Annotated in this window: 21 protein-coding genes and 1 pseudogene; 9 read left to right on the forward strand and 13 right to left on the reverse strand. The window is 58.2% G+C overall.

The window, feature by feature from the left end:
- From JJD74_RS25440 to JJD74_RS25450, 3 genes and pseudogenes are all read left to right on the forward strand, one after another.
- Positions 1-460: pseudogene (locus JJD74_RS25440) on the forward strand (fimbrial protein); the annotation flags it as partial.
- A gap of 98 nt (positions 461-558) precedes the next feature.
- Positions 559-966, forward strand: coding sequence for a fimbrial protein (locus tag JJD74_RS25445; RefSeq protein WP_325167022.1), 408 nt, complete (start codon positions 559-561; stop codon positions 964-966).
- 1 nt (position 967) lies between these two features.
- Positions 968-1,492, forward strand: coding sequence for a fimbrial protein (locus JJD74_RS25450; RefSeq protein WP_200617092.1), 525 nt, complete (start codon positions 968-970; stop codon positions 1,490-1,492).
- Positions 1,493-1,501: 9 nt separating this feature from the next.
- On the opposite strand, the gene JJD74_RS25455 is transcribed toward JJD74_RS25450, so the two are convergent.
- The 4 genes from JJD74_RS25455 to JJD74_RS25470 all read right to left on the reverse strand — a co-directional run bounded on the left by JJD74_RS25455 (position 1,502) and on the right by JJD74_RS25470 (position 7,348).
- Positions 1,502-2,146, reverse strand: a complete 645-nt coding sequence (locus tag JJD74_RS25455; protein ID WP_042557802.1) for a response regulator — start codon at positions 2,144-2,146, stop codon at positions 1,502-1,504.
- A 57-nt stretch (positions 2,147-2,203) separates the two neighbouring features.
- Entirely contained in the window at positions 2,204-2,854 is a 651-nt protein-coding gene (locus JJD74_RS25460) for a response regulator (RefSeq protein WP_042557803.1), read from the reverse strand.
- Between the two features lie 517 nt (positions 2,855-3,371).
- Positions 3,372-4,568: an EAL domain-containing response regulator gene (locus tag JJD74_RS25465; protein WP_042557804.1), complete on the reverse strand. Its 1,197-nt coding sequence runs from the start codon at positions 4,566-4,568 to the stop codon at positions 3,372-3,374.
- Positions 4,569-4,579: 11 nt separating this feature from the next.
- Positions 4,580-7,348 (reverse strand): ATP-binding protein, encoded by a 2,769-nt coding sequence (locus JJD74_RS25470; protein WP_200617093.1) that lies wholly within the window; start codon positions 7,346-7,348, stop codon positions 4,580-4,582.
- A 432-nt stretch (positions 7,349-7,780) separates the two neighbouring features.
- Here JJD74_RS25470 and JJD74_RS25475 point away from each other — a divergent pair, with 432 nt between their 5' ends.
- Complete coding sequence (locus tag JJD74_RS25475; RefSeq protein ID WP_042557806.1) at positions 7,781-8,140, forward strand: DUF6124 family protein; 360 nt, start codon at positions 7,781-7,783, stop codon at positions 8,138-8,140.
- A gap of 107 nt (positions 8,141-8,247) precedes the next feature.
- On the opposite strand, the gene nagE is transcribed toward JJD74_RS25475, so the two are convergent.
- From nagE to JJD74_RS25510, 7 genes are all read right to left on the reverse strand, one after another.
- On the reverse strand, positions 8,248-9,963 hold the full coding sequence (gene nagE, locus JJD74_RS25480; RefSeq protein ID WP_200617094.1) for an N-acetylglucosamine-specific PTS transporter subunit IIBC: 1,716 nt from the start codon (positions 9,961-9,963) through the stop codon (positions 8,248-8,250).
- Positions 9,964-9,986: 23 nt separating this feature from the next.
- On the reverse strand, positions 9,987-12,500 hold the full coding sequence (gene ptsP, locus JJD74_RS25485) for a phosphoenolpyruvate--protein phosphotransferase (protein WP_200617095.1): 2,514 nt from the start codon (positions 12,498-12,500) through the stop codon (positions 9,987-9,989).
- A gap of 131 nt (positions 12,501-12,631) precedes the next feature.
- Positions 12,632-13,654: an SIS domain-containing protein gene (locus JJD74_RS25490; protein ID WP_115146349.1), complete on the reverse strand. Its 1,023-nt coding sequence runs from the start codon at positions 13,652-13,654 to the stop codon at positions 12,632-12,634.
- A complete protein-coding gene (nagA, locus tag JJD74_RS25495) occupies positions 13,635-14,741 on the reverse strand; it encodes an N-acetylglucosamine-6-phosphate deacetylase (protein WP_042557810.1) in 1,107 nt (368 codons plus the stop codon). The genes JJD74_RS25490 and nagA overlap by 20 nt, the downstream gene beginning before the upstream one ends.
- A 24-nt stretch (positions 14,742-14,765) precedes the next feature.
- Positions 14,766-15,497, reverse strand: a complete 732-nt coding sequence (locus tag JJD74_RS25500) for a GntR family transcriptional regulator (RefSeq protein ID WP_042557811.1) — start codon at positions 15,495-15,497, stop codon at positions 14,766-14,768.
- 281 nt (positions 15,498-15,778) lie between these two features.
- Positions 15,779-16,294, reverse strand: coding sequence for a L,D-transpeptidase family protein (locus JJD74_RS25505; RefSeq protein ID WP_042557812.1), 516 nt, complete (start codon positions 16,292-16,294; stop codon positions 15,779-15,781).
- Positions 16,295-16,388: 94 nt separating this feature from the next.
- Positions 16,389-16,940: an NUDIX hydrolase gene (locus JJD74_RS25510; protein WP_200617096.1), complete on the reverse strand. Its 552-nt coding sequence runs from the start codon at positions 16,938-16,940 to the stop codon at positions 16,389-16,391.
- Between the two features lie 146 nt (positions 16,941-17,086).
- On the opposite strand from JJD74_RS25510, the gene JJD74_RS25515 reads away from it, so the two are divergent.
- From JJD74_RS25515 to purT, 5 genes are all read left to right on the forward strand, one after another.
- Positions 17,087-17,686 (forward strand): CoA pyrophosphatase, encoded by a 600-nt coding sequence (locus tag JJD74_RS25515; RefSeq protein WP_042557814.1) that lies wholly within the window; start codon positions 17,087-17,089, stop codon positions 17,684-17,686.
- A 50-nt stretch (positions 17,687-17,736) separates the two neighbouring features.
- On the forward strand, positions 17,737-18,261 hold the full coding sequence (locus JJD74_RS25520; protein ID WP_034154816.1) for a gamma carbonic anhydrase family protein: 525 nt from the start codon (positions 17,737-17,739) through the stop codon (positions 18,259-18,261).
- Positions 18,258-18,473 carry a DUF1289 domain-containing protein gene (locus JJD74_RS25525; protein ID WP_042557816.1) on the forward strand — a complete coding sequence of 72 codons (216 nt, stop codon included), beginning with the start codon at positions 18,258-18,260 and terminating at the stop codon, positions 18,471-18,473. The genes JJD74_RS25520 and JJD74_RS25525 overlap by 4 nt, the downstream gene beginning before the upstream one ends.
- A gap of 162 nt (positions 18,474-18,635) precedes the next feature.
- Positions 18,636-19,103, forward strand: a complete 468-nt coding sequence (locus JJD74_RS25530; protein ID WP_047299862.1) for a VUT family protein — start codon at positions 18,636-18,638, stop codon at positions 19,101-19,103.
- 100 nt (positions 19,104-19,203) lie between these two features.
- Complete coding sequence (gene purT, locus JJD74_RS25535) at positions 19,204-20,385, forward strand: formate-dependent phosphoribosylglycinamide formyltransferase (protein WP_042557818.1); 1,182 nt, start codon at positions 19,204-19,206, stop codon at positions 20,383-20,385.
- Positions 20,386-20,504: 119 nt separating this feature from the next.
- Here the strand turns inward: purT and JJD74_RS25540 are convergent, their stop codons facing one another.
- Both JJD74_RS25540 and JJD74_RS25545 read right to left on the reverse strand, forming a co-directional pair.
- Positions 20,505-21,821, reverse strand: coding sequence for an MFS transporter (locus tag JJD74_RS25540; protein WP_200617097.1), 1,317 nt, complete (start codon positions 21,819-21,821; stop codon positions 20,505-20,507).
- 311 nt (positions 21,822-22,132) lie between these two features.
- Positions 22,133-23,374, reverse strand: coding sequence for a transporter associated domain-containing protein (locus JJD74_RS25545; RefSeq protein WP_200617098.1), 1,242 nt, complete (start codon positions 23,372-23,374; stop codon positions 22,133-22,135).
- Between the last annotated feature and the right edge of the window lie 8 nt (positions 23,375-23,382).

A 23,382-nucleotide genomic window follows, 5' to 3' on the forward strand; every position in this document is an offset into this window, starting at 1 on the left:
CTTCGATACGTCTATCGGCGGGTGGGAAAACTACGCGGACTATCTCCAGACCATCGTTCTCAGTTACACCGTGGCTCAACCCGCCTGCTCTTTGGGGTCGGCCAAAAACATGAACCTGTCTTTCGGTACGTTGAACAGCAACGACTTTGCCTCTACCCAGCAAGTGGCCAACGTCACGATGAACTGCATCCGGGGAACTCAGGTCACTGCCACGCTGGTCCCGACCCAAGCCGCCGTCAGTGGCAGCGCGGGAGTTTCTGCGACTACGTTGGCCGGGCTGTCGATGGCGGCCACCTGGGCTGATAACGATAGCGCCGTGACCTTCAATAGCCCGCGCACGTTAACGCTCGCACCAGGCGCCAACAGGATTAGCCTGGGGTTTCGGCCGCGATTGAATACCAGCGTTTCGCCGACCGGTAATTTCTCAAGTCAATACACCCTTAACATCACTTATCGCTGATCAGGCAGAGGAACTCGTCCATGAGATTACATTTATCGTTGGCCGCAGCGCTCTTTGCTGGCCTGGCCTGCACATCGGCCAACGCGGTGACTGACACTGTGACCATTAACGTCAGCGGCACGCTGACACGCCCCCCTTGCACCATGACCAGCAGCAAAACCCTGACCGCAAACTTTGGCACCTTGCGCTATGACCAGGTGGACACAGCTGCGCAAATTGATTTGCCGATGACCATGACCTGCCCGCCCAACTCGGCGTTGAACATCAGTGTGACGGCATCCTCTGCGCTGACCGACACCGTGGCCTCCGCAGGCAGAACCAACCTGGGCTATTCACTGTTCTGGAAGAGTGACAATTCAGTCATCAACATAAAGGGGACCAAGAGAAACGTGACCAACCTCAATGGTGCGGTTGACCTGAGCATGAAGGCAAAACTGATTGCTCAAGGCACATTGTCCGAAGGCGCTTTCTCGGCCTCCGCCGTTATCAATATCGATTACTTGTGACATGAGCATGATCGCTAGAACAAGCCTATGGTCAGCACTATTGGCTGCACTTGTACTGGGTGTTAGCACCGCAAGCTGCGCAGCCGATACCTCTTCACTGGATATCACCGGAACGCTGATAAAACCGCCTTGCTCGGCTGACTTCCCGGCATCGCAAAGTATTGACATCCCCAAGGTCAATCTTAATTCACTGCGCTCCGACACTAGCGAGTGGACCGATGTGACCCTGGATTTCAAGTGTGTCAAAGGCAGTCTGGTGCAACTGCGCTTTAGTGCAGGTAGTGGCTCGTTCGACAGCAGCACACTGCGTACTTCACTCGATAAGCTAGGATTGAAAACCCGCCTGAGTGACCTGACGACGACCGAAAAAGTCGTTGATTTGAAGCTCGGCGAACAGCTTGTCTTCCCTGTGGAAGACAAGCTGCTCAAACTCAAACTATCGGTCAGACCGATAAAAACCGGGCAGGAATTGCCCGAGATCGGAAATTACAGCTCAATGCTGTTGATGGAAATGATCTACCTCTGATCAAGCCAGTCAGGCGAACAGATTAGCCTTGATGCACAGAATCAAAAGGGCTTGATCACTGTCGACATCCAGCTTGCGCATGCCTGAAATTTTCAGGGTGCTGATGGTTTTGATACTGCGATTGAGACTCTGCGCCACGTCACTCACGCTCATCCCGGAGGCAAACAGGCGCAGGACTTCAAACTCCTTTACCGTGAGCTGGCTTAACCTTTGCGCAATACCGTCCGCGTCAGCATTCAATGCTCCATTTAGCGGGTCGTGCTGGTAGTGCCCCTCACGATAGAACGCATCCAGAGCCACCAGGATTTGCTCCAGCCCGGCATTCTTGGAAATCACCCCGCTAATCCCTAACTCATATAACCAGTTCAGAATCTTCGGGTTGGAGATAATCGTCAGGATCAATACCCGAGGCTCGGGAAAATGCCGCCGCAAGTACTCCACCAGGCGGGTGCCGTCGCCATATTGCTCATCCCCCGGCATGTTGTAATCCGTAATGATGACGTCAGGACGCAGTTGCAAAACCTTACTGATCAATTCAGACGAATTCATCGCTTCTCCCACGACCTTGAAGCGCGGATCACGCTCAATGATTTCGCGTACGCCCATCAACACAATCGGGTGATCGTCGGCCAGTAAGACTCTCATTTGGGGCATGACGTATATGACTCCAGTCCTGAAAAGCAGATAGCTGTGAACTTGCGCGACAGATTTTTATGATTCGAAGGGATCAGCCTTGATGCAGTAAGTAAGCAGTGCATGGTCAGTGAGCACTTCCAGCTTTTGCATGGCAGAAACTTTTTGGGTGCTGACAGTTTTAACGCTTCGATTGAGTAGGCGGGCAATCTCGCTCACGCTGCTGCCCGCGACAAACAGCCGTAACACCTCAACCTCACGAGGCGAAAGGTTGGAGAAGCGCTCGTCAATCACTCTAGGATTGGAAAGTACGGACGTTTTCTGAACCGTCGGCGCGACATAAGGCCGATCATTGGCCAATGCATTCAGTGCTTTACCGATTTCTTCGTGGATATGGTTCTTGGCAATCACTCCCGCCACGCCCATTTCCAGCAAGCGCGAAATAATCAACGGATTGCTAACCATCGACAGCACCAGGATGGTCACCTCTGGAAAATGCTCGATGATGTAGGCGATCAGCTTCAGGCCATCACCGTAGGTATCGTCACCTGGCATATTGAAATCGGTGATGACCAGATCAGGTTGATTCAATGCCAACAACTCAACCAGTTGCGATGAACTGACGGCTTCGTCTACGAGAGTGAAGCGTTCATCGCGTTGAATCATTTCCCGAAGACCTACTAAAACCACCGGGTGATCGTCGGCAATTACTGTCTTGATTACGCGCATTGCCTGGCTCCAAATTAATGACGCACTGCTGGAGTCTGTGGATATTCATTGCGAGCGCGACGAATGACCACGCCGTGCAGAACCTGGCGTGGGAAGCATCGCTTTACGTGCGAGGGTTTTTCGTCCCTTCGAATCGGGTGTCAAATTCAGCCACGCTACTTTGCAGTGCTCACAGAAAGGTGAACCTCCCCAGTCCCGCTGCACTGAGTCTTGCCTGGTAAAATTTGCCTCCGCGATGCGGCTCGCAATAAAACATCAACAGACCCTGTGTATCGCTGAGTGAATTCAAGGTTTGGCCAGTGTTCGCCAGTCAATCGGGAGCACACTGAACAGGGCATGAACAGAAGAATACTTCACAAATCCAGAGTTCGTAGGCAGACGACGGTGCAAGCGCGCCGTGACTTTCCTTCTGCAGGACAGCAGAAGGCTGCTGCCCATCCTTCTTCTAACCACTGATGCGTTTTTTAATGAGTCAGACGGTTGGACGAGCGGCCAGCCCATCATCCTTTGCGCCGAATCAGCTCCATGATGGCTTTGAGCTATCCTCAAACAGAAGAGTTCCAAAATCAGCCGGTGAAACGGCTCCACAAATCAGAAACCCTTGCGCCTGATCACAGCCAATGCTGCGCAGGAAAGCGAGCTCAGCCTGGGTTTCGACCCCTTCGGCAACCACCGTCAGGCCCAGTTTTCGACTCAACTCAACCAAACTGCGCAAGGCTGACGCGAGGTTTTCATTTTCGACGCAGCCATGGACCAGAGAACGGTCAATCTTGAGTTCACTGAAGGGGGTGGACACCAAGTTGAAGTAAGAGCTGAACCCTCTGCCGAAGTCATCCTGAGCCAACCCAAAACCCATCATGCGCAGGCGACAAGCGCCCGCGTAGTAATTGCTGAGTTCCTCCGTGACTGAGCTTTCCATCAGCTCGAACACGATGCTTCGCGGGTCCCCGCCATCGGCTACCACGTAATCACGCAAACGATCGGCCAACTCGTGGTTATCCAGCAAGTGTGTCGGCAAGTTGATGGAAACAGGGATATCCCAACCTTGATCGCGCCATTGCCTTTGCGCCCGCAGGGTTTGCTCCAGCATCAGCCATAGCAGGCGCTCCTCTAACCCCTGGTTGATCAAGAGCGGCAGAAAGTCTTTGGGCAGCAATACACCGAGTTCAGGATGTAACCAGCGAACCAGCGCCTCTGCACTGAGGATATTGCCGTTGTGCAGAGATTTCTTGGGCTGGAACCAAGCCTGAATCTGGCCATTCTCTATCGCCTGCAGGGTACTCAGCGGGTCCAGTTCGATGGCCAGCGCGGGATCGGTCACACCGCGCGTACGAAAAATGGCCATCCGCTCCTTTAGACGCATGACAGCATTGAACTCGACCGGCTTGGATATCAACCCGACAACGGACATACCCAGATTTTTCGCCACCAGCCCTGCGCTGATCAACATTCGACGTGACGATGCACTCATCAGTGCCAGCGCCGGTCGTTTTTTCAGGGCGGCAATTTTCTGGATCAGTTGTACCCCATCCATAACGGGCATCAGCAGGTCAGTCAGTAGCAGGTCATATTCGCGGCGCGTGAGACACTCCAGTGCCTCGTCACCACTCCATACGGTGTCAACTTTAAAGCCGCCGACTTCACTGAAAACATTCAGTAAATACTCATGCTGAAAAGGATGATCCTCAACGACCAAGACTCGATAGGATTTCACTGGACCCTCCTTTAGAAGTGCTGAAGACAGTTGTACAAGGTGTGCAGCGTAAAAGGCTTGATCAAACAGTGATTCATCCCCGCGCTCAGGCAGCGTTCGCCCTCATCGCGCATGGCGTTGGCCGTAGCACCGATAATGGGTTGCGTGACATTCATCTCGCGCAGTTGGGCCGCCAATTCGTAGCCATTCATTCTTGGCATGTTGACGTCAGTCAGCACCAGGTCGAACTTGGCATCCTGCCAGAGCCCCAAGGCCTCCAGGCCATCACTGGCCAAGGTGACCGAGCAGCCGAGTTCTTCAAGTTGATCACGCAAAATGAGCTGATTAATGACGTTGTCTTCGGCAACCAGAATTCTCAAATCAAGTTTGAGTTCGTGCATTGCGGCGTCAGCGTCAAGCAGCGTATGGGTTCTCGTGCCTTGTGCCCGGGACAGGGCTCGGTACACGTCCTGCAAACTATTGAGGTCCGCATACCAGCACGTACTGACTGGAGTGGGCGGTGATGAGAGGTCGCTGGCGGCGACGACGACTGAACCTGTCCATCCTGGCTCCAGAAGTTGCGTGACCGCACCTGGATGCAGTTCCAGCAACACCGCGCCTTCCAACGCGTCTCCAGACTTGGGGGCTCCCAATTGAGCGCGCGCACCCCAGCGACGCAACCAACCGCAATAACACTCGGCCAGCTCGCGCAGTTGAGACACGACGTACACCACATTAGATGCCAACTCGCCCACAGGGCTTATGTGCCCCGAATCTCGAACCTGTTCCAAAGGCAAATGCAGGGTGAAGCTACTGCCCAGTCCAGGCTCACTGACCAGTCGCATACTGCCGTTCATCAAGTGCATAAGACGCTTACAGATGGATAGGCCCAGGCCGGTTCCCGCGACAACATTCTTGGCTGACTCCACTTGATAAAAAGGCTCGAACAATCGAGCCTGTTCCTCAAGGGCGATGCCTTTTCCTGTGTCCGAAACCTGCCAGTGCAACATCACGCGCTCATCGTCACGGCTATCGAGTTTTAGCCGCAGGACAATTTTTCCGTTGTCAGTGAATTTCAAAGCATTGTTGAGCAGGTTATTGAGGATCTGACGGATTCGCGCGACATCCCCGTTCAGCCACTCAGGCACTTTTGAATCAATCAACGCAAATAATTGCAAACCTTTGGCTTGTGCCGCGCCGCTATAACCCTGAATCACTTCTTCTATCAGCTCCATGGGGCTGAACGTGTTGAGTTCCAGTTGCAACTGACCGGCCTCAATACGCGACACATCCAGCACGTCGCAAATCAACTGCAGCAAGTTGCCGGAAGAACGCTCGATCGCCTTTAAATAGTTGTTTTGCTGATCGTTGAGTTGGGTGCGCGCCAACAGCTCCAGCGTGCCTAGAACACCATAAAGCGGTGTCCGGATTTCATGGCTCATGGTTGCCAGAAACAGCGTCTTGGCCTCATTGGCCCGGTCCGCCAGTTCACGGGCGCGTTCCAGCGTTACTTCAATCTGTTTACGTGCAGAAATGTCACTGAACGCGCAGATCAGCACGTCTTGACCGCTGTAACGGGTCGGCGCGAACGCCAGATAGAGCAGGCGGCCGTCATCCATTTCGACTTCATCACTGGTGCGCCCGTCGGGCTGATCGAATGCACGATAAATCCAGCCATGGCACAGTTTGCTGCGTTCAGTGCCTTTGCCCAGCCATTGTTGCGATAGCGAGTTTTCCAGGACCACGGTGCCATCGGTGCGGCGAATCACGCACAAGGCGATCGGTGCTACCTGCAACACGGCGCGATTGAACGCCTCACTTTCAATCAATGCCTGGATGCGATTTTCACCCGGGGTAATCAGCCGTCGGTCGATGCGCAAAATGAGAAGGCGCAAGCCAATGCATGCGGCGATGCATAACAGCAAACAGCCCAGCAAAGGCCCAGCCAGAACAGGCAGCAAAGATTGAATATCCACAGCGTAGACAATTTGCCAGCCTGAGTAACCGAGCTTTTTCCTGATCGCCAAACTGTCAGGAAACCACCAATGCCCGATAAATCCGAAGGAGGTTTTGGGCTCCAGCGCATGCAATGAATCCACCCGCGTGGAGGGCGATGCATTGGTGAAAATGATGTGCCCTTGACCATCCAGCAGCATGAAGTCGCCGGCACTTTCGCTGCGCAAGGCGGCTACCAGATCGGTGACTTCGACCTCAATCCCCAACCAGCCTGAATCCATGTTGCGGTTATCCAGCCGGGTAAACAGATAGAATGGCGAGTCCAGGTTGCTGCTGTCTGTCAGCCACAGATCATCGCCAAAGGCGTATGGCTTGCCGCCCTCATCCATCAATTGCTGCAACACGGTCTTTGGCAAAGGCTCTAGATGGCTTGAGGTGTCAAACACGCGGACTACCTCAGGGTTTTCAGTTTGCGGCACATACAGCAGATTAACTTTGCTCTCGCGCAGATATTCCTTCATCCGTTGGGTCAGCCAAATGCTCCAGTGACCCGCCTCGCTGCCCAAACTGATGTTCACCTCTTCTTCGGGATCAACAGTGATGAAAGGTTCGTTTTCTGATTTTTCAGGCACTGCGGCCAACACCAGACTTCTGAGCAAGGTCTGACGGCTGACGAAAAAATCTTGAGCACTGAACACCGCTTCGTTCATGAAACTGCGACGCAGCGATACCTCTTGGTTGAAAACGGCCCGCAAGTAGATAACCGAACCCGCAAAGACCGCGATGATCAGGCCAGAGGCAAATAAATGAAGAAGTTTTCGGGCAGCTTGAGGAGTTGATTTCATGCCGCGAGCCTAAGCGTCGGGCATGTTAAAAAAAATCAGACAATTCCTGAAGCTAACAGGGGTGGTCCAGATGCTGACGGGTGCAACGAGGCAGAAGATGGAGGGTTTAAGTGCGTGTGGAAAAACCAGAACCTTCCCACAAGGTTTTCAGGTTGTCCGTCGGACGTCGGGTCTCTAGTCTTTGTTTGTCACCGCAAATCGGTGATCGGGTGTGAGAACCTGGGCAAGAAGTGTTATTCCAGCATCGGTACGTCATAATCGCCGTCAGCTTATTGCTGCCTGCAATAAATTTATGGCGGCTGTGTGCGGGCAGACTTCGGTCTGGCCGGAAGTTCTGCTCCTTGCCCGGTTTCTCACCCCGCACATAGCTGCCACCATATCGCCGCGTGAGAAACGGCAATTGGATGGCTCCGATCATTAAGGAGTTTTTCAATGACCAAGCCCGTCCCCGACCCACCCGAAACCAAAACCCCACTCGAAGAAGCCCTCCGCGCCGAAGAGCAGGCCCGAAACCGCGAAGCCATCAAACGCGCCCTCGACTTCTACCTGTGCCCCGAGCCCGCCAAGCCCCGCAGACCGAGCACCATGTTCATGGTCTGCCCCCAGGTCGATACCGAAAGCCTGCTCGCCCACGCCTGTGAGTCATTAGCCTCAGCCAGCACCGCCGCCAGCAACTTCGCCAATGAGCTAAGCGGTTCGCAGCGCAGCACGGCGTTAGGCATCCAGCAAATCGTCATGCTCGCCGAGCTGGTGGTAAACCGGGCGCTGGATCGAGTCGACCCGCAAGCCTGACGAGCGCGTCTTCGTGCATCGCCAGCAGGCTGGCTCCCACAGTTTGAAACACATGCCCCTGTGGGAGCTGGCTTGCCAGCGATGAGGCCAGTCCAGACACCAGACGTCTAAACCTTGGCACTCACCTCGCTACGACTGACCAAAGCCTCAATCGCCCCACTCAAACTCGCCGCTTTATCCCCCACCAGCAAATGCCAGACCCCACCTTCCAACTGGCTGACACCCTGGCAGCCCAATTCCTTCAACTGAGCCTCGGACAGCGCCTTGCCATCCGCCAGCAACAGACGAATCCGGCTCATGGCTATGCAATCCAGTTGCAGCACATTGGCGCCGCCGCCCAGTGCATTCAGCCATTTCTGTGCCTCGGCGCCCGCGACCATCAGTGCTTTTGGCTCTTCGACCACTGCAACAGATTCGGCAATAACAGCACGCCCCAACGCCGGCATCGCCAGACGAATTTCATCAGCAATGCTGTCGGCCAGTGGCCCGACCACCACCTGCAAACTCCCGCCTTTACCCGGACGCACAACGGCCATCGCACCCAGCGCTTTCAGATCGGCATCCGAGGCCTTGTTGCGATCCACCATCTCCAGTCGCAATCGGGTGGTGCAAGCGCCGACAGTCAGCAGGTTTTCAGCGCCGCCCAATGCCTTGATGTAGGCACTGGCGCGCTCGTTTTCAGTCAGTACGGCTTTCTCACTGACAGCGACATCTTCTCGGCCCGGTGTCTTCAGGTTGAATCGACGGATGCAGAAATCAAACACTCCGTAATAAACGACTGCATAAGCCAGGCCGACAGGAAACACCAACCAACCGTTGGTGGATTTGCCCCAGCCGAGAATCATGTCGATGAAGCCGCCAGAGAAGGTAAAGCCCAAATGAATATTCAGCGCATTGGTGATCGCCATCGACAACCCGGTCAGCAACGCATGCAGCAGATACAACAGCGGCGCCAGAAACATGAAGGCGAATTCAATCGGCTCGGTCACCCCGGTCAGGAATGAAGTCAGTGCCATTGACAGGAAAATCCCGCCCATCACCTTGCGCCGTTCCGGCAGGGCATTGCGGTACATCGCCAGGCACGCGGCGGGCAGGCCGAAGATCATCATCGGGAACATGCCGGTCATGAACTGGCCGCCCTTCGGATCGCCGGCGAAGTAGCGCGACAGGTCACCGGTCACCAGTGCGCCGGTGGTTGGGTCGGTGAAGTTGCCGAACACGAACCACGCCATGTTGTTGAGGATGTGGTGCAGGCCGGTGACGATCAGCAGGCGGTTGAACACGCCGAAGACGAACGCGCCGATGCTGCCGCTTTCCATCATCAGGGCGCCGAAGCTGTTGATGCCGTGCTGGATCGGCGGCCAGATGTAGCCGAACACCACGCCCAGGCCGACGGCCGCGAACCCGGTGACAATCGGCACGAATCGTCGGCCACCGAAGAACGCCAAATACTCCGGCAGCTTGATGTCCTTGAAGCGGTTGTACAGTGCGCCGGCCATCAGGCCGCTGACGATCCCGGCGAGCATGCCCATGTTGATGCTCGCATCGAGCGCTTTAAGGGTGGAGATCATCACCAGATAACCGATCACCCCGGCCAGGCCCGCCGTGCCGTTGTTGTCCTTGGCGAAACCGACGGCGATGCCGATGGCGAAGATCATTGCCAGGTTGGCGAAGATCACTTGGCCGGCGTCGTGAATGATCGCGATGTTCAGCAGATCGGTGTCACCCAGACGCAGCAGCAGGCCGGCGATGGGCAGGATCGCAATCGGCAGCATCAGCGCGCGCCCGAGGCGTTGCAGACCTTCGATGAAGAGTTGATACATGGCGGTTCTCCTTCTTGTTGTTATTAGCGCAGAGGCCAGTGTTGGCGGCAGGCGTGACGCACCGCGGCGGCGCTGCTCAGCTTGAGCAGGTCGCGGGCGAGGCGTTGGCATTCGGCTTCGTGCAACTGACGCACGCGATCCTTGATTTCACCGATCTGCACCGGGCTCACCGACAATTCGGTCACGCCGAGGCCGATCAGTACCGGGGTAGCCAGCGGGTCGGATGCCAACGCACCGCACACACCGACCCAGCGCTTGTGCACCGCCGCGCCTTCGCAGGTCATGGCGATCAGGCGCAGCAGCGCCGGGTGCAAGGCATCCACCCTTGCGGCGAGGCCGGCGTGGTCGCGGTCCATGGCCAGGGTGTATTGCGACAGGTCGTTGGTGCCGATGGACAGGAAGTCTGCGTGTTCGGCCAGTTGTTCGGCTTGCAGCGCGGCGGCGGGGACTTCGATCATCACGCCGATTTCCGGGCGTTGAGTGATGTTCAGTTCAAGGCACAACGCGTCGACGCGCTCACGGATGTGCAGCAGCTCATCGACTTCAGTGACCATCGGCAACAGGATCCGGCAACGCTGCAATGGGCTGACTTGCAGCAGCGCACGCAGTTGCTGATCGAGGATTTCCGGCCGTGCCTGAGCCAGACGAATGCCGCGCAGACCCAGCACCGGATTGGCTTCGGTGGGCAGCGGCAGATAGTCGAGCTGCTTGTCGCCGCCGACGTCGATGGTGCGGATGATCACTGATTTGTCACCCATCGCATCGATGACGGCTTGATAGGCGGCGCGCTGTTCTTCGACGTCCGGCGCGGTCTGGCGATCGACGAAAAGGAATTCGGTACGCAGCAGGCCGACGCCATCGGCACCGTTGGCAAAGGCGTCTGCAGCTTCAGCGCTGGAGGCGACATTGGCGACGACTTCGATGGCCACACCGTTGCGGGTTTCGGCCGGCAGATGCGCTTTGGCTTGCTGCGCATCGCGGCGTTGCTGGCGGTCGATTTGCGCTTGTTGGACTTCGGCCAGTCGATCAGCGCTCGGCGTCAGTTCGAGGCGACCGCCATCGGCATCCAGCACCACCGCTTGGCCTTGCGGTTGATCGAGCAGTGCTGAACCTAGTGCAACCATGCATGGCAGACCTTTGCCGCGCGCGAGAATCGCCACGTGAGAAGTCGCGCCGCCCTCGGCCATGCACAAACCGGCCACACCTTGCGCGCTGAGTTGCAGCAAATCCGACGGCGTCAGTTCATGGGCAGCGACGATGGCGCCGGCCGGTACGTCGTAGTGCCAGGCCTCGCCGAGCAGGGCGCGCAACACGCGCTGCTTGAGGTCGCGCAGATCGTTGGCGCGTTCGGCCAGCAGCGCGCTGCCGGTGTGTTGCAGGACTTCGCACTGGACATCAATCGACTGGCTCCAAGCGTGCGTTGCTGCGCTGCCCTGGTCGATGGATTGCTGTGCAGCGTCGAGCAGGGCCGGGTCTTCCAGCAATGCCAAATGCGCGGCGAAGATGGCTTCTTCGTCGGCGTTACGTTGTTTTTTCGCCTGGGCGAGGGTGCCGTTGATTTCGTTGCGCACCTGAATCAGCGCAGTCTCAAGTTTCTGCTGCTGTTCCAGCAGATCATGATTGCCGGCATCCACTGGCAAGTTGATGGTGTTCAAACGAAATAACGGCCCGCCGACCAAACCCGGTGCGGCACAAACACCCTGCAACACGCCAGCCTCGGCCGGGCGCTTGGGGGATGCAACGCGCACAGGTGCGGCGGCGTGATGATCATCTGGCAGTGCGGTGGCCAATGCGCTGAGCAACGCTTGCAGCGCGGCTTCGGCGTCCGGTCCCTGACAGCTGACTTGCACTTCATCCTGCTCGCCAATCGCCAGCGCCATCAACCCGATCAGGCTGTTGCACGGCGCCGATTTGCCGGCGAAATGCAGTTGCGACTGGCTTTTGAAACCTTGCGCCGTCTGACGAATCAGCGCAGCGGGGCGCGCATGCAAACCGCCTCGATGCGCGACAAGCACATGACCGTTAACCTCAGGCCCGCCGATTTCTTCTGCATTCGCCGCCGAAGTGCTGCGCGCCACGATGTGCAACAACGGCTCACCGACTTTCACCGCTTTCAGGGTGATCGGCAGCACCTGGAAATCCTGGCTGTTGGTCAGGATCAACAGGCTGACCAGGCTTTTGCACTGCTGGCCGACTTTGTCCAGGTCGTAGCGCAACAGCGGCTGACCGTTGCTGACCCGCACGCCTTCCTTGACCAGCATCGAGAAGCCTTCGCCGTTCAGTTCAACGGTGTCGAGGCCTAGGTGCAGAAGGATTTCCGCGCCATTGTCGGCGCGCACGGTGAGGGCGTGGCCGGTGCGGGCGACGTGAATGATCACCCCGGCGCATGGCGAATACAGGGTGTCGTTAAGTGGATCAATAGCAATGCCATCGCCCATCGCACCGCTGGCGAACACCGCGTCCGGGACTTTGGCGAGCGTGAGCACCGGGCCGCTGAGCGGGGCGCTGAGGGTCAGCTCTTTATTGTTGTTGTGCATGGCTCGGTCTCATCAGGAAATTCGCTGGCCCCTGTAGGAGCTGCCGAAGGCTGCGATCTTTTGATCTTGTTTTTCTGTGAATCAAAATCAAAAGATCGCAGCCTTCGGCAGCTCCTACAGGTTTTCTTCAATTAATGCGTGCGCGTCACTTTGCTCAGGTGGCGCGGTTGATCCGGGTCCATGCCTCGGGCCACGGCTAAACCTGCGGCCATCACGTAGAAACTCTGGATCGCCAGAATCGGGTCCAGGGCCGGGTGTTCGGCGCGGGTCAGGGTCAGGTCGCGTTCGCTCACGTCATCTGGCGCGGCCAGCAACACCCGGGCACCGCGTTGACGCATTTCTGCCGCAAGGCTCAGCAGCCCGGCCTGTTCGGCACCGCGTGGAGCGAAGACCAGCAATGGGTAGTGCTCGTCAATCAACGCCATCGGGCCGTGACGCACTTCGGCGCTGCTGAACGCTTCGGCCTGGATCGCCGAGGTTTCCTTGAACTTCAATGCCGCTTCCTGGGCAATGGCAAAACCGGCACCACGGCCGATGACCATCAGGCGTTCGCAATCGCGCAGGGCGTCGATGGCCACGCTCCAGTCCTGCTGGGCTGCTGCACGCAAGCCTTCGGGCAGGGCGTTGTGCGCCTCAAGCAGTTCGCTGTCTTCTTTCCAGTGCGCGATCAAACGGGCGCTGGCGCTGAGGGTGGCGATAAAACTCTTGGTCGCGGCGACGCTGCTTTCGGTGCCGGCGAGCAGCGGCACGCTGAATTCACACGCGGCTTCCAGTGGCGAGTCGGCGGCGTTGACCATCGACACGCTCAGCGCGCCGCGCTTGCGCAGCAGACGCAGACTGTTGACCAGATCCGGGCTCTGACCCGATTGCGAGAAGGCAAAAGCAACCTGGCCGCTGACCTTCAACGGCGCCTGCTGCATGGTCACCACCGACATCGGCAACGACGCCACGGGCACGCCCAGTTGCTGCATGGTCAGGTAGGCAAAGTAGCTCGCCGCGTGGTCAGAGCTGCCGCGCGCGACGGTCATTGCCACTTGCGGCGGCTGACGGCGCAGGCGCCCGGCGATCTCGATCAGTTGCGGGTCGAGCTGTTGCAGTTGGGCTTGCACGGCCTCGAACGAGGACAGCGCCTCCTCAAGCATTTTTGAAGTCAATGTCTTCTCCTTCGACCATGACGGCGGTCAGTGTGAGTGAGCGATCCAGCCGCACGCAGTCGGCCCAGGCGCCCGGTTCAAGGCGCCCGCGTTCGGTGATGCCGAGGTAGTCGGCGGGAAATTGCGAAAGACGTTGCGAAGCCTCGGCAATCGGCAAACCGATCTTCACCAGATTGCGCAGAGCCTGATCCATGGTCAGCGTGCTGCCGGCCAGCGTGCCGTCAGGCAGGCGCACGCCGCCCAGGCATTTGGTCACGGTGTGGCTGCCGAGCTTGTATTCACCGTCGGGCATGCCCGCGGCGGCGGTCGAATCGGTGACGCAATACAGGCACGGGATCGAACGCAGAGCGACGCGGATGGCGCCGGGATGCACGTGCAGCAAATCCGGAATCAGCTCGGCGAATGTTGCGTGGGCCAGTGCCGCGCCAACGATCCCGGGTTCGCGGTGATGCAGCGGGCTCATGGCGTTGTACAAATGGGTGAAGCTGGTCGCGCCGGCGTCCAGTGCGGCGACGCCTTCCTCGTAACTGCCGAGGGTGTGGCCGATCTGCATACGGATGCCGCGACTGCTGAGTTCACGAATCAAAGCGTCGTGGCCGGCGATTTCCGGAGCGATGGTGATCACGCGAATCGGAGCGAGCGCCAGATATTCTTCGACCTCGGCCATCAATGCGGTGTGGGCGAAGTTCGGTTGGGCGCCGAGTTTGCCGGGATTGATATACGGGCCTTCAAGGTGCACGCCGAGCACTCGCGCGCTGCCTTTGGGCCGCTGCTCGCAGAACTCGCCGACCTCTTTCAAGACGCTGGAAATCTCTGCGCTCGGTGCGGTCATGGTGGTGGCCAGCAGCGAGGTGGTGCCGAATCGCACGTGGGTTTTGGTGATGGTTTCGAAAGCGCTGGCGCCTTCCATGATGTCTTTGCCACCGCCGCCATGAACGTGCAGGTCGATGAAGCCTGGCAGCAGATACGGCAGGTCGTTGTCTGCCGGATCGCAGGGCTCGCCTTCGATCGACACGACTTTGCCGTGTTCGTGAATCAGCCGGCCGCGAACCCAGCCGCTGGCGGTGAGGATGTTGTCTTCGGACATTTTGGTTCTCGCTTATGGCTGCTCTTAACGACGCAGCTCTGCAACAAAGTCGTAGTAGTCGTTGCGGCAATAGGTGTCGGTGACTTCGATCGGCGTGTTGTCTTCCAGATAGCCGACCCGGGTCATCAGCAGCATGGCGGTGCCGGGGGCGATGCCGACCAGGGCGGCGAACTCGTCCGAGGCGTTGATCGCCTGAATGTGCTGCAAGGCGCGGACGATCGGTTTGCCGATGCCGTCGAGGTATTCGTAGAGCGAATCGCCCACCGCTTGCGGCTTGGGCATGATCGAGGCGGGCAGGGTGCTCATCTCGATGGCCATCACGGTGTCGTCGGCTTTGCGCAGGCGTTTCATGCGCGCGACTTTGTCGTTCGGCGACAGGCTGAGGCGGATCAGTTCTTCGTGGGTCGGCAGGGTGATTTCTCGCTCCAGCCATTGCGAACTGGGCACGAAGCCCTTGAGGCGGAGCATTTCACTAAAGCCGGAAAGGCGTGAAAGGGGTTGTTCCAGGCGTGGGGTGATGAACGTGCCGGAACCTTGCAAGCGCCGGATCAGGCCTTGGTCGAACAACACTTCCAGCGCCTTGCGTGCGGTGACTCGGGAGATGCCGAGCTGCTCGCTGAGATTGCGCTCCGAAGGCATTGCCTGCTCGGCTTTCCACTGACCGGAATGAATCGCCGCTTCCAGGTTACGCGCCAGTTGCAGGTACAGCGGCGTCGGCTGGGAGTCATCGGGGCGTAGGACGTGGAGGTCATTCATGTCGGTCATTTCCGGCGCGAGTATTGGATTGTTGTGGCTCGCTTGTGGGGCGGAAATTAATACCACTTGAATACCATGTCAACGCGGTGAAATGGCCATTCGCCCAATGAAATGGCGGGTTTTAGGTCGGTGGGCTCGAAGTGGTATTAGGGCTGGACTGTAAAAAGCAAAAAATCGCCGCCTGCGACAGCTCCTGCATGTGAAGTGGTATCACCTCTGTAGGAGCTGCCGCAGGCGGCGATCTTTTGATTTATTTTTTGCAGGTGACCGGCGGTCGGTGATTAAGGGCGGATTTCGATCATCGTGCCGTCCGGCACCAGACTCCACACTTCGCGCATATCGACGTTGCGCATGGCGATGCAGCCGTCGGTCCAGTCCAGGGTGTGCAGCAGGTCTTCGGGGTTTTCTTCCGTGTCCGGCGTGCCGTGAATCATGATCATCCCGCCAGGCTCGACGCCTTCACGGCGGGCGCGGGCCGAATCGGTGATGTTCGGATAGGAAATGTGCATCGACAGGTTGAATTTCTCGCTGGTCTTGCGCCAATCGATCCAATAGAAACCTTCTGGCGTGCGTTTGTCGCCTTCGATCAGTTTCGGCCCTTTTTTCGCGCCCTTGCCAAGCGATATTCGGTAGGTCTTGAGCGGCTTGCCGTCGGCAATCAACTGCAGTCGATGGGCCGATTTGAGCACCAGGACTTTTTCGATCATCGGGGTGTTTGAAGGCTTCACGGTGGTCACGAATGACGCTTGCGAGACCATAGCGAACGACAGGCAGAACAGGGCAAGCAACCAGCGCATTGAAACGATTCCCCAAGAGTGACGCAGATACATGAGTGATGGATGTTGTGCAGAATTCGCCTGCGCCCTGTGTATCGGCCGGTCGGCGTCGAGATTAAGTGATGGCAGGCTGAGCGAGTGGCGGAATCGATTCCGAGCGAACCGGATACACCTCATTACGCCGATCCGCGAAGAAGCATTCTAAGGTACGCCCCACCGTGCGGAAAGCCAGCTCGTCCCATGGAATGTCGGCTTCGTCGAACAGCTGCACTTCCAGGCTCTCGGGGCCGGCAGAAAACTCCGGCTCGGCCAGCTCGGCGCGGAAGAACACATGCACCTGGCTGATGTGCGGCACGTCGATCAGGGTATAGATGCTCAGGTTGCGCACCCGGGCGCAGGCTTCCTCGGCGGTTTCGCGGATCGCGGCCTGCTCGATGGTCTCGCCGTTTTCCATGAAACCGGCGGGCAGGGTCCAGTAACCGAGGCGCGGCTCGATGGCGCGGCGACAGAGCAGCACTTTAGTGCCCCTGGTCGCGACACAGCCGGCGACGATATTGGGGTTTTGATAGTGAATGGTCTGACAGCTGTCACAGACAAATCGCAGTCGCGAGTCGCCCTCGGGAATGCGCTGGGTCACCGGGTTACCGCAATGGCTGCAAAATTTCATGCTTGGGTTCCTGAAGGCTGCGCCTATCTTGGCGTGCAGCGGTGTCGGTCGGCAAGTTGTCGTTTCGCGACATGGTCCCTTGAGGGGGTTGGGCGGCTGCAATGATTGGTGCATGATGCAGGGTAAGGCACAGATCGAGAACACTCATGCTGGACGAGCTACTGCATAGGGTAAGCAACCACACACCGCGCACGCTGGAGACCGACAAACGTTTTCCGGAGGCCGCCGTTCTGGTGCCGATCACCCGCAGTGACGAGCCGGAACTGGTGCTCACCCTGCGGGCCAGCGGCCTCTCCACCCACGGCGGCGAAGTTGCGTTCCCCGGCGGGCGTCGCGACCCGGAAGACCCCGATCTGATCTTCACAGCCTTACGCGAAGCCGAAGAAGAAATCGGTCTGCCGCCAGGACTGGTCGAAGTGATCGGTCCGCTCAGTCCGCTGATCTCCCTGCACGGCATCAAAGTCACGCCTTATGTCGGCGTCATCCCCGATTTTGTCGAATACCAGCCCAACGACGCAGAAATTGCCGCCGTATTCAGCGTCCCGCTGGAATTTTTCCGTACAGATCCCCGTGAGCACACCCATCGCATCGACTATCAGGGCCGCAGTTGGTATGTGCCGAGCTATCGATTCGGTGAGTACAAGATCTGGGGATTGACGGCGATCATGATCGTCGAGTTGATCAATCTGCTCTATGACGCGAAAATCAGCCTGCATCAGCCGCCTAAAAGTTTTATCCACACCTGAAATCATAGCCATCGTTCGAATGGCCACCCGTGAGCCCTGAGGAAAACAAGATGAAATACCGCTTGGGCGACGCCCGTGTCGAGACCCATCCACAGAGCTGGGTCGCCCCCAACGCTGTGCTGGTGGGCAAGGTCAAGCTGGAAGAGGGCGCCAACGTCTGGTTCAACGCCGTACTGCGTGGCGACAACGAACTGATCCTGATCGGCAAGAACAGCAACGTGCAAGACGGCACGGTGATGCACACCGACATGGGCTTTCCCCTGACCATCGGCACCGGTGTGACCATTGGCCATAACGCCATGTTGCACGGCTGTACGGTTGGCGATTACAGCTTGATTGGCATCAACGCGGTGATTCTCAATGGCGCAAAGATCGGCAAAAACTGCATCATCGGCGCCAATTCGCTGATTGGTGAAGGCAAGGAAATTCCCGATGGCTCGCTGGTCATGGGTTCGCCGGGCAAAGTCGTGCGTGAGCTGACCGAGCCGCAGAAGAAAATGCTCGAAGCCAGCGCCGCCCACTATGTGCACAACTCTCAGCGTTATGCCCGCGATCTGGTTGAGCAGGAAGAATGACGACGCCGCAAAGACCCGTCGCCTCGCCGTGCGTGAATATTTGTGCGCTGGATGAGGCTGATATTTGCACCGGGTGCCAGCGTACGGTTGAGGAGATTACGCGCTGGAGCCGTATGAATAACGACGAGCGGCGGGTGGTGTTGGGGTTGTGTCATGAGCGCGCGAAGGCGAGTGGCTTGGTCTGGATGATAGGTAAGACGCCGGGCCAGTAATTCAAGATCAAAAGATCGCAGCCTTCGGCAGCTCCTGCATTAGCCGTGTTCGCCGCCCATTGCGCGGATGAATACTGAACCTGTAGGAGCTGCCGAAGGCTGCGATCTTTTGATTCTGCTGTGTCTAAAGTAACCTGTGCGCCAATCTGACAGGTCGCCACCATGATTTTCCTCATCGCCTACATCAGCAGCGTTGTTCTCATCAACTTTGCTTTCTCCACCGCGCCACACCTGGACATCATCTGGTCGGCGTGGGGCGGTCTGGTATTCGTGCTGCGTGACATGGTGCAAACCCGATTCGGCCATGGCGCAATCGTCGCCATGCTGGCGGCACTGGTGTTGTCCTACGTCACGTCTGATCCGTCCATCGCTCTGGCCAGCGCCACGGCGTTCGCGGTCTCCGAATGCATCGACTGGCTGGTGTTCAGCATCACCAAGCGCCCATTGCGCGACCGGTTGTGGATCAGTTCGGCGCTGAGCATTCCCCTCGATACGTTCATCTTTTTCGGCATGATCGACGCCCTGACGCCGCCGGTGATCATCACCGCGCTGGTCTCGAAGTTTGCCGGCGTCACCGCCGTCTGGTTGATCATGGCCTGGCGCGATCGCAAACAGGCCGTCGCCAGCTGAAGCCAAACCCTCGGGTTCATGTAAAATGCCGCGCTTTCTCCCCATGGAAAGCGCGCATGGCGACGCTTTCCTCGATGATCCGCTTCTTTGAGGACCTGAGATGACCCGTATCGGAACTCCATTGTCGCCAACCGCGACCCGCGTATTGCTGTGTGGCTGTGGTGAGTTGGGCAAGGAAGTGGTGATCGAACTGCAACGTTTGGGTGTTGAAGTGATTGCCGTCGACCGCTATGCCAACGCGCCGGCCATGCAGGTCGCGCATCGCAGCCACGTGATCAACATGCTCGACGGTGCCGCCCTGCGTGCAGTGATCGAAGCCGAGAAGCCGCACTTCATCGTGCCGGAAATCGAAGCCATCGCTACCGCGACCCTGGTCGAACTGGAAGCCGAAGGCTTCACCGTGATCCCGACCGCTCGCGCTGCGCAATTGACCATGAACCGCGAAGGCATCCGTCGTCTGGCCGCCGAAGAGCTGGACCTGCCGACCTCGCCGTACCACTTCGCCGACACCTTCGAGGACTACAGCAAAGCTGTTGAAGACCTGGGTTTCCCATGTGTTGTCAAACCAGTGATGAGTTCGTCGGGCAAAGGCCAGAGCCTGCTGCGCAGCAGCGATGACGTGCAGAAAGCCTGGGACTACGCCCAAGAGGGCGGTCGTGCCGGCAAAGGTCGGGTGATCATCGAAGGCTTCATCGATTTCGACTACGAAATCACCTTGCTCACCGTGCGCCACATCGGTGGCACAACATTCTGCGCACCGGTCGGTCACCGTCAGGAGAAGGGCGACTATCAGGAATCCTGGCAGCCACAAGCCATGAGCCCGGTTGCGCTGGCGGAATCCGAGCGTGTTGCCAAAGCGGTAACCGAGGCGCTGGGTGGCCGTGGTCTGTTTGGCGTCGAGCTGTTCATCAAAGGTGATCAGGTGTGGTTCAGCGAAGTTTCGCCGCGTCCCCATGACACTGGCCTGGTAACCCTGATTTCCCAGGACCTGTCGCAGTTCGCCCTGCATGCCCGCGCGATTCTGGGCTTGCCGGTGCCGCTGATCCGTCAGTTCGGCCCATCGGCTTCGGCGGTGATTCTGGTGGAAGGACAGTCGACCCAGACTGCATTCGCCAATCTGGGTGCTGCGCTGAGCGAGCCGGATACGGCGCTGCGTCTGTTCGGCAAGCCTGAAGTGAATGGTCAGCGTCGGATGGGCGTGGCATTGGCGCGGGATGAGTCGATCGAAGCTGCTCGTGCCAAGGCGACCCGTGCTGCTCAGGCTGTTGTTGTAGATCTCTAAGATCGAGGCGCGGCATTCGCGAGCAGGCTCGCTCCCACAGTTTCGGCTGTATTCACAAATTTTGTGTACTGCACGGACCCTGTGGGAGCGAGCCTGCTCGCGAAGCTTTTGATCTTTTGTCAGGCAATCTGATTCAGATCGTTATGCCTCGTTTCCTTCAGACACAGCACCGCGATCAAGCTGATCACCGCCGCTCCCGAAACATACCCGCCGACATAACTCAAACCGCCCATCGCCACCAGTTTCTGCGCAAAGAACGGCGCCGCCGAGGCTCCGACAATGCCGCCGAGGTTGTACGCCGCCGACGCGCCGGTATAGCGCACGTGGGTCGGGAACAGCTCCGGCAACAACGCGCCCATCGGTGCGAACGTCACGCCCATCAAGAACAGTTCGATGCACAGAAACAGCGCCACGCCCCAGGTCGAACCCTGGGTCAGCAGCGGCTCCATCAGAAACCCCGAAAGAATCGCCAGTACACCGCCGATGATCAGCACCGGTTTGCGTCCATAACGGTCGCTGGCCCAGGCTGACAGTGGCGTCGCGGCGGCCATGAACAACACGGCAAAACACAGCAGGCCCAGGAACGTCTCACGGCTGTAACCCAGGGTGGACACTCCGTAGCTCAGGGAAAACACCGTCGAGATATAGAACAGCGCGTAACACACCACCATCGCCGCCGCGCCCAACAGGGTCGGCGCCCAATATTGGCTGAACAGTTCGACCAGCGGCAGCTTGACCCGCTCCTGGCGCGCCATGGCATTGGCGAACACTGGCGTTTCGTGGAGTTTCAGGCGTACGTACAGACCGACCATCACCAGCGCTGCGCTGAGCAGAAACGGAATGCGCCAGCCCCAGCTGCGGAACTGTTCGTCATCCAGCGTCATGGCGAGCGTCAGGAACAGACCATTGGCTGCAAGAAAACCAATCGACGGGCCGAGTTGCGGAAACATGCCGAACCAGGCTCGTTTGCCTTTCGGCGCGTTTTCCGTGGCCAGCAGCGCGGCGCCACCCCATTCACCGCCCAATCCCAGGCCCTGACCAAAGCGCAGCACACACAACAAAATCGGCGCCCAGGCCCCGATGCTGTCGTATCCCGGCAGCACACCAATCAGCGTTGTGCAGACGCCCATTAACAGCAGTGAGGCGACCAGCGTTGATTTGCGCCCGATGCGATCACCGAAGTGACCGAACAGCGCCGAACCCAATGGTCGAGCGAGGAAGGCAATGCCAAAGGTGAGGAACGCCGAAAGCATCTGCGCGGTGCCGGACGTTTGCGGAAAGAACACCGGCCCGATCACCAGTGCGGCAGCCGTGGCGTAGACATAGAAGTCGTAGAACTCGATCGCGGTGCCGATAAAACTCGCCGTCGCCACGCGGGTGGCGGAGTTGGTCGGTTGAGCAGGTGCGGTTTCGCTGAAAGCGGTACTGGTAGTCATGCGGTGATCCCTGACAGTCATGAGCTCCGGTGGAGCGAATTATTATGGTCGAGCACCCAGGGATGTGGGATGAGGCGCGAGCGCTGTTTCGAGTAGGAACAGTCGTCGGAGTGAGGCGCAAACGGTCGAGACCTGTTTTGTGCGGGGTAAGCACAAGGTTCGGCAGGGCTTGGGTAAGCCGGCTCGATTATAGGAAGGTGGCTAACGATTGAACAAGAGCAAAAGATCGCAGTCTTTGGCAGTTCCCACATTCGGAATACGTTCCCCTTTAGGAGCTGCCGAAGTCTGCGATCTTTTGATCTTTTGATCTTCTATCTGGCAGGCACCAGAGCAGGTACAGAAGAGGTATGCCAGATCAGCACCTTGCTCACCCGGTTCTCCTCGGTCTCGAGAATCTCCAGCCGATAACGGCCGATCTTCAGGCAAACAGCGCTTTCCGGGATGGTTTCCAGCGCCTCTGTTACCAGGCCATTGAGGGTTTTCGGCCCATCGCTGGGCAAGTGCCAGCCCAGGCACTTGTTCAACTCACGGATCGAGGCGGCGCCGTCGATCATCATGCGGCCATCGGCTTGCGGGTGAATGTGCGGGTTATCGAGGCTGTGCTCGCTTTCGAATTCGCCGACGATCTCTTCGAGAATGTCTTCCAGCGTGACGATGCCGAGCACTTCGCCGTACTCGTCGACCACCATGCCCAGACGTCGCTGCTGCTTGTGAAAGTTGAGCAGTTGCAGCTGCAGCGGTGTGCTTTCGGGCACGAAGTACGGCTCGTAACTGGCGGCCAGCAGTGCTTCGCGGGTCAGGTCGTTATTGTTCAGCAAGTGACGAATCTGCCGGGTGTTGAGCACGGCTTCAACCTGGTTGATATCACTGTGGAACAGCGGCAGGCGCGTGCGCTTGGTGTTGCGCAGTTGTTCGATGATTTCTTCGATCGGGTCGTCGAGGTTGATACCGTCGACGTCACTGCGCGGCACCAGAATGTCGTTGACCGTAATGTTGTCCAGCGCATGGATACCCGACACCGGGTGCGCGCGAACCGGGTGCTCCGGGTCAGCGTGACGATCAACCGGCTCATCGTCTTCGCTTTGCTGCACGACCTGGGCTTTGCGCACCAGCGGCGCCAGGAGCAAAGCGCTGATGCGGCTGAACAGCCACGCCAAGGGATAAATGATCTTCAACGGCACCGCCAGCAGCGAATTGCCAAACGCCAGCACGGCATCCGGATAACGCCGGGCGATGGTGCGCGGGAAGTAATCGGCAAACACCAGCAACACCGCACCGACACCCAGGCACGCCGCCCAAGGGCCGTTTTCTTCACAGAGGAAAATCGCCAGCAGTGTGGCGATCACCACCGCGAGCGCACGGCACAGGGTGTTGCAGAGGATCAGGCTGTCGAGCGGGAAGCTCAGCTTCGCCAGCGGTTTATCGCTGGCGCGTGAGGCGGTGCGTTGTGCGAGCAGGTGCTGCTGCGCGATTTCGACGGCGGTAAATAGCCCCGACCATAAAACCAGCAGGACAAATACCGCGAGCATCGGCCCTATGGGCAAACCGTCCATTTATGCCG

The sequence above is a fragment of the Pseudomonas sp. MF6776 genome (assembly GCF_016613125.1).
GTDB lineage: Bacteria > Pseudomonadota > Gammaproteobacteria > Pseudomonadales > Pseudomonadaceae > Aquipseudomonas > Aquipseudomonas iridis.